This window comes from Streptomyces sp. ICBB 8177 (assembly GCF_003144095.1).
Taxonomy (GTDB): domain Bacteria; phylum Actinomycetota; class Actinomycetes; order Streptomycetales; family Streptomycetaceae; genus Streptantibioticus_D.
The window spans coordinates 240544-255456 of the sequence record NZ_NSKH01000018.1; the positions used below are offsets into that span (position 1 = coordinate 240544).

The 14913-nt window shown below is 73.3% G+C and carries 15 protein-coding genes; 9 read left to right on the forward strand and 6 right to left on the reverse strand.

Annotated features, from left to right (window positions below):
- Nucleotides 1-354: 354 nt before the first annotated feature.
- The 3 genes from CK485_RS09400 to CK485_RS09410 all read left to right on the forward strand — a co-directional run bounded on the left by CK485_RS09400 (nucleotide 355) and on the right by CK485_RS09410 (nucleotide 3263).
- Nucleotides 355-906, forward strand: a complete 552-nt coding sequence (locus CK485_RS09400; protein ID WP_109448976.1) for a hypothetical protein — start codon at nucleotides 355-357, stop codon at nucleotides 904-906.
- A gap of 331 nt (nucleotides 907-1237) precedes the next feature.
- Entirely contained in the window at nucleotides 1238-2521 is a 1284-nt protein-coding gene (locus CK485_RS09405; RefSeq protein WP_109448978.1) for a histidine kinase, read from the forward strand.
- 49 nt (nucleotides 2522-2570) lie between these two features.
- Nucleotides 2571-3263: a response regulator transcription factor gene (locus CK485_RS09410; RefSeq protein ID WP_109448980.1), complete on the forward strand. Its 693-nt coding sequence runs from the start codon at nucleotides 2571-2573 to the stop codon at nucleotides 3261-3263.
- A gap of 75 nt (nucleotides 3264-3338) precedes the next feature.
- Here CK485_RS09410 and CK485_RS09415 read toward each other — a convergent pair whose 3' ends face one another.
- Nucleotides 3339-3650 carry a helix-turn-helix domain-containing protein gene (locus tag CK485_RS09415; protein WP_109448982.1) on the reverse strand — a complete coding sequence of 104 codons (312 nt, stop codon included), beginning with the start codon at nucleotides 3648-3650 and terminating at the stop codon, nucleotides 3339-3341.
- Between the two features lie 174 nt (nucleotides 3651-3824).
- Between CK485_RS09415 and CK485_RS29515 the strand changes: the two genes are divergently transcribed.
- Nucleotides 3825-4622, forward strand: a complete 798-nt coding sequence (locus tag CK485_RS29515) for an STAS domain-containing protein (protein ID WP_241968250.1) — start codon at nucleotides 3825-3827, stop codon at nucleotides 4620-4622.
- Between the two features lie 30 nt (nucleotides 4623-4652).
- On the opposite strand, the gene CK485_RS09425 is transcribed toward CK485_RS29515, so the two are convergent.
- Entirely contained in the window at nucleotides 4653-6839 is a 2187-nt protein-coding gene (locus CK485_RS09425) for a UvrD-helicase domain-containing protein (RefSeq protein ID WP_241968251.1), read from the reverse strand.
- Between the two features lie 326 nt (nucleotides 6840-7165).
- Between CK485_RS09425 and CK485_RS09430 the strand changes: the two genes are divergently transcribed.
- From CK485_RS09430 to CK485_RS09445, 4 genes are all read left to right on the forward strand, one after another.
- Complete coding sequence (locus CK485_RS09430) at nucleotides 7166-8290, forward strand: NADH:flavin oxidoreductase (protein WP_109448984.1); 1125 nt, start codon at nucleotides 7166-7168, stop codon at nucleotides 8288-8290.
- A gap of 357 nt (nucleotides 8291-8647) precedes the next feature.
- On the forward strand, nucleotides 8648-8857 hold the full coding sequence (locus tag CK485_RS09435; RefSeq protein ID WP_109448986.1) for a hypothetical protein: 210 nt from the start codon (nucleotides 8648-8650) through the stop codon (nucleotides 8855-8857).
- 28 nt (nucleotides 8858-8885) lie between these two features.
- On the forward strand, nucleotides 8886-9377 hold the full coding sequence (locus CK485_RS09440) for a hypothetical protein (protein WP_146214514.1): 492 nt from the start codon (nucleotides 8886-8888) through the stop codon (nucleotides 9375-9377).
- A 126-nt stretch (nucleotides 9378-9503) separates the two neighbouring features.
- A complete protein-coding gene (locus tag CK485_RS09445) occupies nucleotides 9504-10151 on the forward strand; it encodes a DUF998 domain-containing protein (protein ID WP_109448989.1) in 648 nt (215 codons plus the stop codon).
- Nucleotides 10152-10190: 39 nt separating this feature from the next.
- Here CK485_RS09445 and CK485_RS09450 read toward each other — a convergent pair whose 3' ends face one another.
- From CK485_RS09450 to CK485_RS09465, 4 genes are all read right to left on the reverse strand, one after another.
- Nucleotides 10191-11039: an MIP family channel protein gene (locus tag CK485_RS09450; RefSeq protein WP_241968428.1), complete on the reverse strand. Its 849-nt coding sequence runs from the start codon at nucleotides 11037-11039 to the stop codon at nucleotides 10191-10193.
- Nucleotides 11040-11481: 442 nt separating this feature from the next.
- Complete coding sequence (locus CK485_RS09455; RefSeq protein WP_241968252.1) at nucleotides 11482-12036, reverse strand: restriction endonuclease; 555 nt, start codon at nucleotides 12034-12036, stop codon at nucleotides 11482-11484.
- Between the two features lie 226 nt (nucleotides 12037-12262).
- Complete coding sequence (locus CK485_RS09460) at nucleotides 12263-12721, reverse strand: pyridoxamine 5'-phosphate oxidase family protein (RefSeq protein ID WP_109448993.1); 459 nt, start codon at nucleotides 12719-12721, stop codon at nucleotides 12263-12265.
- 49 nt (nucleotides 12722-12770) lie between these two features.
- Complete coding sequence (locus tag CK485_RS09465; RefSeq protein WP_109448995.1) at nucleotides 12771-13223, reverse strand: nuclear transport factor 2 family protein; 453 nt, start codon at nucleotides 13221-13223, stop codon at nucleotides 12771-12773.
- A 169-nt stretch (nucleotides 13224-13392) separates the two neighbouring features.
- Between CK485_RS09465 and CK485_RS09470 the strand changes: the two genes are divergently transcribed.
- Nucleotides 13393-14859, forward strand: coding sequence for a cellulase family glycosylhydrolase (locus CK485_RS09470; protein ID WP_109448997.1), 1467 nt, complete (start codon nucleotides 13393-13395; stop codon nucleotides 14857-14859).
- Nucleotides 14860-14913: the final 54 nt, after the last annotated feature.

The following is a 14913-nucleotide window of genomic DNA, read 5'->3' on the forward strand; positions in this document are numbered from 1 at the left end:
ACCAACCCATGGCCCCCTGCGGCAGCTTCGCCCGTCCGGGAGGCATTTCGCCGGGTTCTTCGGGCCGCGGCGGCGAGGGTGCGCCCGCCCCAGCGGACATCCTTCTCGCTGCGGATGCGGGCACGTTCGCGACGCTGAGCGTCGGGCCGTTCTCCTACCGGTCAGGAGCGCACCGGCTCATCCCCGGCGCGGGGCGAAGCCCTGGCGCAGTCCCACCCTGGATGAACCCACCCCAGGGTGGAGGGGACTCTCCCAGGTGGAGAAGTCCTCCCGCTCAGGGTGGAGACGGAGTTCCACCCTGGCTCCACCCGTGGGTTGAAGTGCTGAGGCCGCTGCGAGCGGATGCTCTTACACATGACGACCACCGACTGGATCATCGACATCGCGCTCCTCCTCATCGTCTTCCGGCAGATGCGCGAGGAGCGGCTCACCGCCCGCACGATCCTGCTGCCCCTCGGCATCATCGGCTGGGCTGCCACCACCTACCTGCACCACATACCGACCGCGGGCAACGACCTCGTGCTGGCCGTCGTGTTCGCCGGCGTCGGCGTCGCCTTCGGGCTCTTCGGCGGGCTGCTCACCCACGTGCGGTACGCCGGCGGCCACGTGCGGATCAAGGCCTCCCTCAGCGCCGCCGCCCTGTGGGTGATCAGCATGGGGTTCCGGCTGGGCTTCGCCGTGTGGTCCTCGCACCCGTCCGGCGGTGCCCACGTCGCCCACTTCTCCGCCACGCACGACATCACCACCGCGCAGGCGTGGGTGGTGGCCCTGATACTCATGGCCTTCGGCGAGGTCGTCGTCCGCCTCGGCACGATCGTCGTACGCGGCCAGCTGCTCCTCGCCCGGGCCAACCGCAAGCAGTCTGCCTCCCCCGTCCCTGCGCCCCGCCCCGGCGCCTACGTCTGACGAACGGCACGCCCGGCGCGGCGCGGCGCAAGGACGGTCCCCCACGGACCGGACACGCCCACAGCAGGTCCGGTCCCCGCGTGGGCGCCGGGCCTCGTGCCGTTCGGCCGGCGGGCGGCGGGCCCGCGGCCAGCGGCCAGCGGCCAGACCTGACCGCCGCCGACGGAGCCACCCGGGCGCCGACGACAGCGGGGGAACGACAGCGGCAGCCATCAACGGCGAGCGCCGACCGAAGACGCGCGCCTCCCGCCCGCCTCGCACCCGACGAGAATGGCGACACCGGCACGGCACCGGGACCTCCACCGGCGCCGAAGGCGAAACGGAGCACGACATGGTGAGCACATGGCTGGGGACCGGCCCGGCGCGGCGGCGTACGTTCGACCGCCGTGACCTGGTCGGGGCGACGGCCATGGTGATCTGCGTGGCGGTGTCGGTGGTCGCCGCCCACGGGGTCGCCGTCAAGGTGGTCGTCGGTGTCCTGGGGGCCTCCGCCGAACTCGGCCTGCTGCTGAACCGCCGCTTCCTGCCGCCCCGCGTGGCCGTCCTCGGCGTGGCGCTGACCATCGGCGCCGGCTACGCCATCACCCTTCTGGCGCCGAACGGCCTGGGCGAGGTCCCGGTGCTGGCCGGCGCCGCCGTCCTGCCGATGGCCGTTCCCCCCGGCCCGGTGCGCAACGCGTGCGTGGCCGTGGCCGCGGTCGCCTTCGGGGTCACGATCGCGGTGATCTCCCGCAGCCCGGCCGGACTGCTGGCGGGCGTCGGTGCCTGGTTCATCTCCGACCGCTCGATAGAGCACGCCGCCCTGCAGGCCGAACGCGACCGCGCCGTCGCGCTGCTGGCCGAGGTCGAGGCGTCCCGGCAGGCGTTGCAGGAGGCGGCGGCCGTCGAGGAACGCGGCCGGATCGCCCGGGAGATGCACGACGTGCTGGCGCACAGCCTCGCCGGGCTGTCGGTGCAGTTGCAGGCGGTGCGGGTGATCGCCGCCCGGGAGAGCGCCCCGCCGGCGCTGACCGAACCGCTCGACCGGGCCGCCGAGTTGGCCCGCGACGGTGTGCAGGAGGCGCGGGCCGCGGTGGGCGCGCTGCGGGCCGCGCCGCGACGGGGGGTGGACGATCTCGGGAGCCTGGTCGGCGGCTTCCCCGGTGAGGCACGGCTGCGGGTCACGGGCCGGGCGGGACGGCTCTCGCCCGAGGCGGGCCACGCGATGTACCGGGCGGTGCAGGAGGCCATGACGAACGCGGCCCGCTACGCGACCGGCAGTCCCATCGAGGTCGACGTGGCGTGGGAGGGCCGCACGGCGCGGGTCACCGTCCGGGACCACGGGCTGCCCGCAGGCCGGGGCCCCTCGGGCGTGCAGGGCAGCGGTACCGGGTTGCGCAGCATGGCCGAGCGGCTCGAGGCGGCCGGGGGCTCGCTGGACGCGGGACCCGCGCCCACGGGCCCGGGCTGGCGGATCGTGGTGGAGTTGCCGGTGGCGGAGGCGCCGGAGGCCCACGGCACCGCGGGTGGGGCCGCCGCGGGCCGCCCGACGGCGCCTTCCGGCGAAAGCACGACCGCGCCTTCCGGCGGAAGCACGACCGCGCGGGAGAACGGCGGCGGGGAGGCGAGGGCGTGAGAGGATCGGCGCGCCGAGGGGCGCCCAGGATCTGCGGAAGGGCGGACGTGTGACGATTCGGGTGCTGGTCGCCGACGACCAGGCGGTGGTACGGGACGGCGTCGTGCTGCTGCTGTCCTCCGCCGACGACATCGAGGTGGTCGGCCAGGCCGGAGACGGTCACGAGGCCGTGCGGCTCGCCGTCGAGCAGCGGCCCGACGTCGCGCTGGTCGACCTGCGCATGCCCGGGCTCGACGGCGCGCAGGTGACGGCGGAGGTGCTCGGCGCGGACCTCGGGGTGCGGGTGCTGATCCTGACGACGTACGCCGACGACGACGCGGTGATACCGGCGCTGCGGGCGGGCGCGGTGGGCTACCTGACCAAGGACGTCACCGGTGAGGCGCTGCTGGCCGCGGTACGCGACGTGGCCGCCGACCGCACGGTCCTGGACCCGGCGGTCCAGCGTCGCCTGGTCCAACTGGTCGTCAGCGAACCGGAACCGCGCCCCGCCGCCCATGCCACCGCCGCTTCCACCCCCGCGCCGCCGCCCGAGGCGGAGGGTCTGACGCGGCGGGAGATCGACGTCGTACGGCTCGTGGCGGGCGGCCTCAACAACCGCCAGGTCGCACGGGAGTTGGTACTCAGCCAGGCCACCGTGAAGACGCACCTCAACCACATCCTGGCCAAGCTGGCCCTGGAGGACCGGGGCGCGCTGATCGCCTGGGCGTGGCGCTATGGCCTGGTCGCGCCCACGGACCACTAGCCGCCGAGGCGAAGTCCCGGGCCGGTCGGCCCGGCCTCACCCCCGACACGCGGGCCCCGGCTCCAGGGCCCGCGGTCAGCCCTCCGCGCGGCCCAGGCCGGAGCCCAGGAGGACCAGGAGGTCGTCGACGGTGCCCTGGTCGGCGGGGTGGCGCAGGGGCGCGCCGAGGATGACGCGGTAGTGGTTGGCGCGGCCCTGTCTGGTGTGCGTCAGGTAGCCACCGCTCTCCAGGTCGACGATGATTTTCTGCACCGCACGCTCGGTGAGCAGGCAGCCCGCGGCGATGTCGCGGATGCGCGCGCCGGGGTTGCGGGCGATGTGGGCCAGCACCCGCGCGTGGTTCGTCAGGAACGTCCAGGTGCCTCGCGCGTCTCGCCTGTCTTCCATGACATCAGATGGTACGAGACTCACGAAGCACAATACACGAACTGTGTTTCATGAATTTGTTGACAGGTTGATTCCCTATGCCCATCATGAAACTGCCCCCGAGCGGGGGGCGACCGCCTTGCCCAGGCCCGGCGCCGCTCCGAAAGCGGCGGAAACCCGACTGGAGAGCACCCCGTGGAACGCCTCACCAAGGATGGCCTCGACGAGCTGACCGCCGTCCTGACGGCGCGGATCGGCGATCCACGGGTCGTGCCGTCCACCACGGACGGTTACTCGTTGCGGCACACCGTCGCCCACGCCATCCACGGCATCGAGGCGTACCTCGACCTGTCCGCCGAGGAGCCGGCGCATCCGCGGCTGGCGCATTCCCGGGCGCAGGCGGAGGAGCTGTGGAGGGTCCTGGAACGCGCCACCGACCTGCTGGCCGGCGAGCCCACGACGCCCGAGCCTCCCGCGGCCTCCGTCGCCCCCCGGCCGGCCATCCCGCCACCCATCGGGCCAACGCCTTCAGAAGGAGTGATCGGCGCCCGCCGCGCCGTACCGGCCCCTGCCGAGGCGCCCGACGACCGCCCCGACGAGCGAGAGAACCGACCGATGACGCAGATCAGCCCCTCCCACATCGACCCGTCCTCGCGCGCCACCCTCACCACCGCTCGCATCGGTTCCGTCCTCGTGCTGCGCCTGGCCGGCGAGCTCGACCTCGCGAGCGGCACGATCCTCGACGAGGCCTCGGCCACCGACGCGTCCATGATCGTCTTCGACCTGTCCCGCCTCGACTTCTGCGACTCCACGGGCCTGAACATCCTGCTGAGGCTGCGCCTCGACGCCGAGCGCCGGGGCATCCCCGTGCACGTGGCGGCGGCCCCCCGCCAAGTGGCCCGCCTGCTGGAGATCACCGGAGCCGCACAGATCTTCCCCATGCACGACAGCGTGGAGACGGCGATGAGCACCTTGAGCGGCGAACAGGGCTGAGAGCCGCCCCCCTCTCGCGAGCGCGTCCCGCTACGCCCCGGTCTCCCGCACGCTGCCCAGCCACAGCACGTCGCGCGCCCTGGTCATCGCGACGAACAGCTGGCTGCGCTCGAGCTCCCGGCGTTCGCGCGCCGCGTCGGACGGCTGGTCCCCGGCATCCGGGACGGCCGTGTCGTACCGGGGCAGGTAAACGCGCTTGAACTCCAGCCCCTTCGCCCGCCGGTAGCTGCCCAGCTTCACGTCCGGCGTGGGATGGCCGTCGTACCGCTCCAGCGGGCACACTCCCACCCCGGCCCGCGTCAGCAGTCGCTGGTAGTGGCCTATCGCCCGCAGCGAAGGGCACAGCACCGCGGAGGACGCCCGCTGTTCCTCGTCGAGTGCGAGCAGTGCCTCGACCAGGGCTTGGTCGTGCTCCCGCGGTGTCCTTCGGTCGACGTGCTCGACCACACCGTCGTGGTGGGTGAGATCGACCTCGCGCTTGCCGGACAGCCGCAAGCCGTCGATCTCCTCGAAGGAGTCCGAGGCGACGACGTCGAGCGCCGCGTCCAGGATCGGCTTCCGATTGCGGTAGTTGGTGCGCAGCACCTGTCCCCGGTCACCACGGATGTCGATACCGGCGTCGGAGAGGCGGAAGCCGCCCGGGTAGACGGCCTGCTGGCCGTCGCCGATCAGCAGCAGGCCGTTGGGGGCCTCGCCGACGAGAGCGTGCAGCAGTTTGACGCCGACCAGGGTGAGGTCCTGGACCTCGTCGACCACGACGGCGGCGTACGGCCGGTCGCCGGTTCGGCGGACTTCCGCCAGCGCGAGGGAGAGCAGGTCGTCGAAGTCGTGCACGCCGCGTTCCTCGCGGATCGCCTCGTACGTCTCGTAGAGCGTCCAGACGGCTTCGCGGTGGACGCGGCGCAGGTTGGTGCGGCGGCGCCTGCGCGGGACGACGGCGTACTGCGCGAACGAGGTGAGGCCGCGGCCCTTGATGACGTGGGCGATCTCCTCCCGCCAGTAGTGGGAGTCCGGGCCGAGTTCCGGCAGCACGGTGTCGCGGCCGGCCCGCTTCCAGGCCAGGCTGAACGCGGTCTCCGCCTTGTCCTTGTGGAGGTTGACCCGCACGCCCTGCCTGCGCAGGTAGTCGGCGGCCCAGGCGTGCACACTGTGGAACTCGACCCGGCTCGCCACCCGCGGTGCCATCGACGCCAGGAACGTCGCCTGGACCCGAGGGAGGTTGCTGGCGAACGTGGCGTACAGGACGCGCCCCGCCGTCCGTTCCGCCAGGTACGCCGCCCGGTGCAGGCCGACGACCGTCTTGCCGGTCCCGGCCGGACCGCTGATCCGCGCGGGCCCGGCCCAGTCGCGGCGCACGAGGGAGAGCTGGTCGGGGTGGAGAAAGGTCATCCACTGCTCGATGGGTGCGCGCATGGCGTCGTCGAGCGCGGCGTCGCGCATGGCATCGAGGTCGAACAGGCCGAGGTTCTCCACCGGTCGCGCAGCCGGGGAGACGGCGGCGGGGACTTCGCGGGAGGCGGTGGGTCCGTTCGCCCTGCCAAGTGCCCGCTTCCGCGTCCCGCTCTCCGTGCCCGTGTCCGTGTCCGTGTCCGTCGGCTCCGGTGCCACGGACGTCCCCTCGTACTCAGGGAAGACCCGTGCGAGATGGGCGGTCATGGCGCGTATCGAGGCGTCCGTGATCCGGGCGCGGCCGCGGAGCAGACGCGGGCCGACCTCGCGTTCGCCGAGAAGGTGGACGCGGCCCAGCGGGATGTCGAGCGTTTTGCCCGCGAAGACCATCAAGGGCTGGACGGCGACCGGTGACATGCCCAGATCCGCGAGGGCGTCCTCAGCGGCGCGTGTCACCGCGAGGAGTTTGCGGACGTGCTCCTCGCGGGACTCCCCGGAGGACCGCAGGACTCCGTCGACGACTTCCGGGTCGGCGCGCCAGTTCTTGACGTCGATGACGAAGACGCCGGCCGGGCCGACGAGCAGCATGTCGACGTTGGCGGCGCGCGTGCCGGGCCAGCGGCGGTCCACCAGCAGACGCCAGCCGCGTTCGGTCAGCACCAAGAGCTGGGCGGCGATCCGGCGCTCACCCTGGTCGGCCCGCTCCCACCGCTCGGCCTCCCGGGTGGCGGCCCGCCACTGCTCCCGAAGTAATCGCTCCTGCCGACGGGCTTCCTGCGCCCGCCGAGCCGCCGACCCTCCCGCCACCACGACGTCCACCCCCTTCACGCCAGATGCCGATCATAGGCCGACACGCGGTCGGCGAGCCGGGTGTCACGGGGAAGGCGCGGCGGCTCAACGCCCAAGAAAGGGAGGGCACTTGCCTGAGCGGACGGGCCACGAGGCCGACAGGACGCAGGGCCCACGGGACGCGTACGTCCTACGTCCCGGCCGGCGCCCGCGGGCCGAGGTCGCTCTGCCCCCACCCCCCGGGCCCGGGTATCGCGGATCACACCACCCCCGTGGAATGACGCGGCCCCCGGCCCGGTTGGGGAGTGTCAGCGCGGCGCGCGTGGTGTGCGTCGTGGACCGGATCGTTCTCGCGAGGAGTACCCGTGACCCTCACCGCCTCCGCCGGCCGTGCCGCAGACGTACTGTCCCGGCCGGTCTCGATCAACGGCCTCCAGGTCGGCAACCGCGTCGTGATGGCCCCGATGACGCGGCAGTTCTCCCCGGGCGGCGTTCCCGGCGAGGACGTGGTCTCGTACTACGCGCGCCGGGCCGCGGCCGGTGTCGGCCTGATCGTCACCGAGGGCACCTACGTGGACCACGCCTCGGCGGGCGACAGCGACCGCGTGCCGCGCTTCCACGGCGAGGAGCAGCTCGCGGGCTGGGCGAAGGTCGCCGAGGCGGTACGGGCCGCGGGCGGCGCGATCATGCCGCAGCTGTGGCACATCGGGATGGTCCGCGCGCCGGGCCGCCCGCCGTTCGCGGACGCCGCCCCGGTCGGGCCGTCGGGCCTGCGCGTGGACGGCACCGAGGGCGAGGGGCGGGCGATGACACGCCAGGACCTCGACGACGTGATCGCCGCGTTCGCCCGGGCTGCCGCCGACGCGGAGCGCATCGGCTTCCACGGAGTCGAACTGCACGGCGCGCACGGCTACCTGATCGACCAGTTCCTGTGGTCGCGCACCAACCGCCGCACCGACGCGTACGGCGGCGACCCGGTCGCCCGCACCCGCTTCGCGGCCGAGGTGGTGGCGGCCGTGCGGGAGGCGGTGTCGCCCTCGTTCCCGGTGGTCTTCCGCTACTCGCAGTGGAAGATGAACGCCTACGACACGCGCCTCGCGGACACCCCGGAGCAGCTGGAGGCCATCCTCGCCCCGCTGTCCGAGGCCGGGGTGGACGCCTTCCACGCCTCGACCCGCCGCTACTGGGACCCGGCCTTCGACGGCTCGGACCTCAACCTGGCGGGCTGGACGAAGAAGCTCACCGGCAAGCCGGTCATCACCGTGGGATCGGTCGGCCTGGACGGGGAGTTCATCCGCACCTTCCAGGGCGAGGGCTCTTCCGTCCGCGCCCTGGACGACCTCCTCGACCGGTTGGAGCGCGACGAGTTCGACCTGGTCGCGGTGGGCCGCGCGCTCCTCCAGGACCCCGAGTGGGCCGCGAAGGTCCTGGCGGGCCGCTTCGAGGACCTGGCGCCGTACGACGTGGCGTCGCTGAAGACGCTGAGCTGAGGCCTCGTCGCGCCGAAGTCGGCCCCCGTGTGACCGCTCATCCCACTTGTCACCGGGGGCCATTGGCATCTGCCGCGTCCCGGTAGCATCGCGAACCGAATCCGTCGGAGGGGGAAGGGGCGGAAGGCATGCCATCGACGAGGCGCGGACTCAGTTACTGGGCGTACGGGGACTACGAGACCCCAGTGGAATCCGGCGTCCCCAGGCCCGGACGGTCGGCAACCGGAAGTGAGGGCCTGCTCTTCGTACCCGCGCACCCGCAGCGGTCAGCCGACGGGAGCGTTGCCACCGGCCACGTGGTCTTCGAGCTGCTCGATGGCCCCGACGGACCGGTCCCTGTGGTTGGGAGGTGCCGCCGTGGCGACCGGTGCCGCCGTGGCCGGGGGCGTGATGCTGGTGACCGTGGGCGTCGACAAGGCGTTCCACGAGCACTGGAGCGAGGACATCCATGACCACGGCGTCCCGGGCGGGATCGCCCACGGCACGGCCGACGTCGCCTCGGGATCGTGCAAGACCGTGTGGGGCGCCATGAAGGGACTGGGCAGTGGCATCGCGAGTGTCTTCTGAACGGCTCGCCCGGAACCGCGTGCTCGGCGTGGAACCACAGCGAGTGCGGGGTCTCGGGACGACCTGGGTCGAGCGGGGCACGGCCTACTGGGTCCGCCGGGGCTGGCTTCTCCTCGTCCGCCTGATCATGGTGCTGGGCATCGCCCTCCTGGCCGGTGCGGGGTGGCGGTGGCTGGTCGGGGCCTCGTGGGCGGCCGGGTGGCGGGGTGCGCTGGACGTCGCGACCGGTCTGATCGTCGTCGTGGGGATGCTGGCCGCCGCCCGGGACGTCCTCACCGCCTACAGGCTGCGGCTGACGCCGCAGGAGTGGCGGGCGCGCAACGCCGAGCGCCGGGCCAGGCACCCGTTCCTGACCGCCCCGGCCGTGGTCAACACGCTCGTCCTGGTGTGCCTCCCGGTCTCCGGGCCGCTTCTCCTCGGCTACCTGGCTGTCTATCTGATCGGCGTCTCGTGCGGGCGTGAACTGCCTGCGGAACGCGGGGCGCGGGCGGATCTCGAACGGCAGGCCGGGATGTCCTGAGCGTCGCGGACCACGCGCGGCCGACGCCGGGGGGCGCTTCCGGCAGGCGCGTTCCGACCGTTCCGGTCGGGTGAACGTTCGGGTGGCTTCGAGTGGGGCGGCGATGGGGGCGTTTACGGTGGTTCGGTGCTGTTCGTTCCCTGGTGGGCCCTCGTCTCGTCCGGGATCGCGCCCGTGGCGCTGGTCGCGGGGTGGTGGGTCGCCGAGGCGCTCCAGGGGCCCGCGTACGACCCCGTGACGCAGACGATCAGCGTGCTGGCGGCGGTGGGGGCTCCCGGGTACTGGGTGATGACCTCGACCCTCGTCACCCTCGGCGTCTGCCACCTGCTGACGGCGCGCGGGCTGCGTCCGGCCGCGCTCGCCGGGCGGCTGACGCTCGCGGGGGGCGGGTTGGCGGCGATCGCGCTCACGCTGGTGCCCGCGCCGGTCAGCGGGGGCTCGCTGCGGCACGGTGCCGTCGTCGTGATCGGGTTCTCGCTGCTCGCCGTGTGGCCGGTGCTGGCGGCGGGCCGCGGCGCGGGCGTGCCGTGGGGGCTCAGGCCCGTACCGGCGGTGCTGGTGAGCGCGCTGATGTGCGCGGGGGCGGGGTGGTTCGTGCTGACGCTGATGGACCACGGCCCGACGGGCGTGGCGGAACGCGTGCTGACGGAGGCGCAGACGCTCTGGCCGCTGATCGTCGTCGTGTCGTGCTCCCGCGGCGGCCCCGCGCACGCGCACGCCACGTCGCGTTCCCCGAAGCAGCCTCAGGGCGACTCCGGGGAACGCGAGGGGTGACCTGCCGTCGCGGACGGGTGCCGCTCAGGCCGCCGCGACTCAGGCCTCCAGGTCCTCCTCGTCCGCGCCCGCGCGACCCGGCTCCGGAGTGACCGTGCGCGCGTTGAGCACGTGGCCGACGAACAGGTCGTACACCACCGCGCCGACCAGGCCGCCGACCAGCGGGCCGACGATCGGGATCCAGAAGTAGTGGTCGAACCACTGGTAGTGGCCGGGCAACGCGATGCTTCCCCAGCCCATGATGTACGTCCACAGCCTCGGCCCGAAGTCACGCGCCGGGTTGATCGCGTACCCGGCGTTGGTGCCGATGCTCAGGCCGATCGCCACGACGACCATGCCGATGAGGAACGGGCCGAGGTTCCCGGCCGGTGCCGTGTTGCGGGTGTCGATCAGCGCGCAGATCAGCATCAGCAGGACAGCGGTGCCGATGATCTGGTCGAGGAACGGACCCCACCACGAGTGCCCGAAGTACTGCGCCGGGAACGTGGCGAAGATGGAGTACGTACTGAGTGACTTGTCTCTGGGCAGCCCCGCCTTCTGGTTGAACGCGTTGATCGCCCAGCTGTACGCGGAGAACACCACCGCCGCGCCCAGGAACGCCCCGACCAGCTGTGCGAGCCAGTAGGGGCCGACCTTCCGCCAGGGGAACCCGCGCCGGGCGGCGAACGCCAGGGTCACCGCCGGATTGAGGTGCGCACCGCTGACGCCACCGGCCACGTAGACACCGAACACCACCGCGAAGCCCCAACCGAAGGCGATGATCAGCCAGTTGGCCGGTCCGAACGCGGTCACCTGCCGCCCGGAGCCGGGAAGGCCGACCACCGCCACGGCCACGGAGCCGGTACCCAGGACGATCAGGGTGAAGGTCCCCAGGAGTTCCGCGAGCAGCTCGCCGCCGAGGCCCTCCCGATAACCACGACGCCGTGGAGTGCTCACTTCCGCCGCTTGTGCCATCACTCCTCCAGACCTCGACAGTCCAGATCAACCCTTTATCTAGGGTTTACCACGGTTCCTGGTGTCCCGCGATGGGAGCAATGCGGGGTGCGGCCTGGTCGGCACTGTGCAAGAGCGCTGGTCAGCGCCGTGGTGAGGGGAACCGGTCAGCGCGTGGGGAGGGAGGAGCCGGTCCGCGTGGGGAGGGAGGAGCCGGTCAGCGCCGTGATGGGGAAAGCCGGTCGGCACCGCGGCAGGGAGGCGGTCCGCGCCGCGGCAGGAGGGCGGCGCGCCGCGTGCCGCACGGACAGCCCCGCCCAGGCGGCCCTACGGGCGGCCCGCCACCTTGCCGGCCGTCCACGCGACGTCGTGCGGTCGCCCCGCCGCGTGGCCCCTCTCACGCCCAGGGGGCGGGCCCGGTGCCGGAGGCCCAGGCGGCGAGGGCGGCCTCGTCGAAGGGCCGGATGCCGACGCGGAGCGCGAAGTCCCTCGCCGGGCCGGTGAAGCGGCTGGTGGTGACGATGGCCGCGAGGTGGGCGCCGTGCGCGTCGCGGTATGTGCCGTTGACCTTCTGGACGTCGCCGCTGCCGACACTGCTCGCGGGCCCGTAGCGCTTGCACTGGACGACGATCCGCCGGCCGTCCGGCGTGGTCGCGATCACGTCGGCCCCGAGGTCCCCGGCTCCGCCGACCACGCGCACGTCGCGGCATCCGTCGCGGGTGCACAGGTAGGCGATGGCCTCTTCGAACTGCCGCGGTGACATGGCGTGGTAGGCGGCGATCTCCCGGGCCCGCACGTCCCGCAGGGCGGCGGCCCGGCGTTGCTCGCGCTGGCGGCGGCGCAGGAAGAGCGTGGTCCCGGCGCCGCCGCCCGCGAGCAGCAGCACGAGGACCACGGGATGCGCCGCGAGCCACGACATGACGAGCAGGACGCCGCCGAGGGCGACGAGCACGCCCAAGGCGATCGGCGACTCACCCCGACGCCGGCGACGCCCAACCCACTTCCTGCGCACGGCAGTTGTCACGACGTACCCCCCGGTGATCGCCTGTGCGTGGGAGCGTAGCCCGCCCGGACCGCTCGGCGTGGGCGGTTACGGGAACGCGACGCGGGCGAACGAAGCGGCTCCCCCGGCGCCCCCGCTCCTGCGTTACGCGGGGCTCGCCCCTACTGCCCGCTGCTCAGCGGCGCTTGAAGACCCTCACCGGGTGCCCCGGTTTCCACAGGTGGATGACGAGGAGTTGGTTCTCCTCGTCGACCGTGGTCAGAACCGCTTCCGTCAGCGTCAGGCGGAAGGCGTGGAAGTCGCCGGGGGGTTCCTTGCCTGTGGCCGTCGCGCGCTTCTCGGCGGGGTCGAGGACCTCAACCGCCACACCCGCCACCTTGGCGTCGCCGTCGGACGACGGATGCGCGTGGATCGCGCAGCGGCCGTCCCGGCGCAGGTCGCGCGCCTTCATCGCGTTCAGCATCGAGCCGAACGTCAACCCGCCCCCGGTGAAGTCGACTTCGCTGCCACTGACCCGGGGCGAGCCGTCCTCGCGGATCGTCGCGAGCACATGCGTCTCATGGGCCTCGAACCTCGCCCTGACCTCGGCGGCCAGGTCGGGCGCCTCCTGCTCGAACGTCTTCCACGTCGCCATCCGCCCAGCATCGCACCCGGGTCGGACACGCGCGTCCGCGTTTCGCGCCTCAGCGGTCCAGCAGGGCGCGCTCCCAGTGCTGGGTGTCGGCGTACTCGCGCATCGCCGTGATGCGGCCGTCACGCACCACGAAGACACCGGTGTTCTTCTCGTTGTACGCCCTGCCGGTCTTCCCCGTCGCCCACGAGTCCCACTCGACGAGCACCTGCTCGCCCTCGCCGAAGACGTTGGTGACCCGCAGGCCGATCTCCCGGGTCTCGTCGAGATGGGCGAACGCCGTGGCGAGGAAGCCGTCGATCACCTGGTCGCGGCCCTCCCACAAACCGGAGACGGGCAGGTCACCGCCGTACCAGCACGTCCCGTCCTCGGCCCAGGAGTTGACGACCGCCTCCTGGTCGCCGTCCCGCAGCGCGGCGAAGTAGCGCAGGACCACCTGCTTCGGGTCGTCGCCGGTGGTGCCGTGGTCCGCTTCCGCCGCTGCCGATGCCGCCTTCGTGGTCATGTCCGCTCCCGCTGCCGTCGTTCCCGGGAGGTCCGCCCTCCCTGACGTCCTCCAGTCAACTCGCCTCCCTCGCACCGGCCAACGCCCATCCGCGAACCGCTGCCATCATCCGGAGTGATCGACGCACGGGTCTTGTCTCTTCACGCGACCGGCGGGACCATCCGCTGCCATGCCCCTGCCACTGCGCACATCGCGTCCGCGAACGCGCCTGCCACGCGCCCGCGCCGCCCTCCTCCTCGCCACCGCCTTCCTCGCCACGACCGCGGCGCCGCTCCCGACCGCCTCCGCCGCGCAGGCCTCCGCCGCGCAGGCCTCCGTCTCGCCCCCTCGCCTCACCGACGCCCTCGGGCGCGTTCTCCAGCTGCGCGGGCTCAACCTCGGCAAGGACGACACCGTCACCGCCGCCCGCCTCGCGCAGGTCGCCCGCTCCGGGTTCGACCTCGTACGGCTGGACGTCCAGTGGTCGAAGGTGGAGTCCGCGCCGGGGCGGTTCGACACCGGCTACCTGCGCTACCTCGACCGCGTCCTCGGCTGGGCCGACCGCGACGGGCTGCGCGTCCTCGTCGACTGGCACCAGGACGTCTTCGGGCCCGCGTTCGGCTTCGACGGCGCCCCCGCGTGGGCGACCAGGACCGACGGGCTGCCGTTCGCCCCGGACCCGTCGGGCGACTGGTTCGACGACTACTTCCAGCCCGCCGTGCAGGCCGCCTTCCGCCACCTCTACGACGACGCCGACCTGCGCGCCGCCCAGGCCGCCGCGTACACGAGGGTCGCAAGGACCCTGCGCGGGCACCGCTCGCTCCTGGGGTACGACCTGTTCAACGAGCCGTTCGGCCCGGTCCCCGACCCCGACGACCTGCCGGCCGCCTCCGCCGCGCTGGAACGCGGGCGGCTCGCGGCGATGTACCGGCGGCTGATCGGCGCGGTGCGCGCCGCCGACCCGGACGCCTGGCTGTTCGTCGAGCCCACCGTCCTCGTCGGCCAGGGCGTGCCCACCCAGCTGCCCGGCTTCCGCGATCCACGCTCCGGCGCGCCCAGGATCGGCTACGCGCCGCACTCCTACGACACCTCCGTCGAGGACGGCGCCGACTGGAACCCGCAGGACGGCTTCATCACCGCCTACGAGAACGCCGTCCGCGCCTACCCGGTCGCCCACCGCATGCCGGTGCTGGTCGGCGAGTGGGGTCCGCCGCAGGCCGTCACGCCGGGCAACGCCGAGCTGGTGCGGCGTCAGGTGGCCTCCATGGCGGGCTTCGCCACCGGATGGGCGATGTGGTACGACTGCGCGGCGCCGGACGGCGGCGGCTACTGCGCCTACACGCCGGACGGCGCGCCCGCGCCGGGCAGGGCCCCGGCCTTCGCGCCGTACGCGCGGGCGGTCGCGGGGACGCCGGACACCGAGTCGTACGACCCGGGCAGCGGCACGTACACCCTGACCCTGACGGCGAACGCTGTCAGCCGCCGCGCCCCGACCGTCCTCAGCACCCCCGCGACCGCCTGGCCCACGGCCCCGCGCATCACGGTGAGCGGTGCGCCGCGCGCCGAAGTGCGGTCCGGCGGCGGCCAGTCGCTGATCACGCTGCGCGGGGTGCGGGACGGGACCCGGGTGACGGTGACGGTCCGCCCGCGCGGGTGAGCCCGCGGGCAGGGTGGACGCCCGCCGCTTACGCTGGGCCCAGGGGGCCGCTGG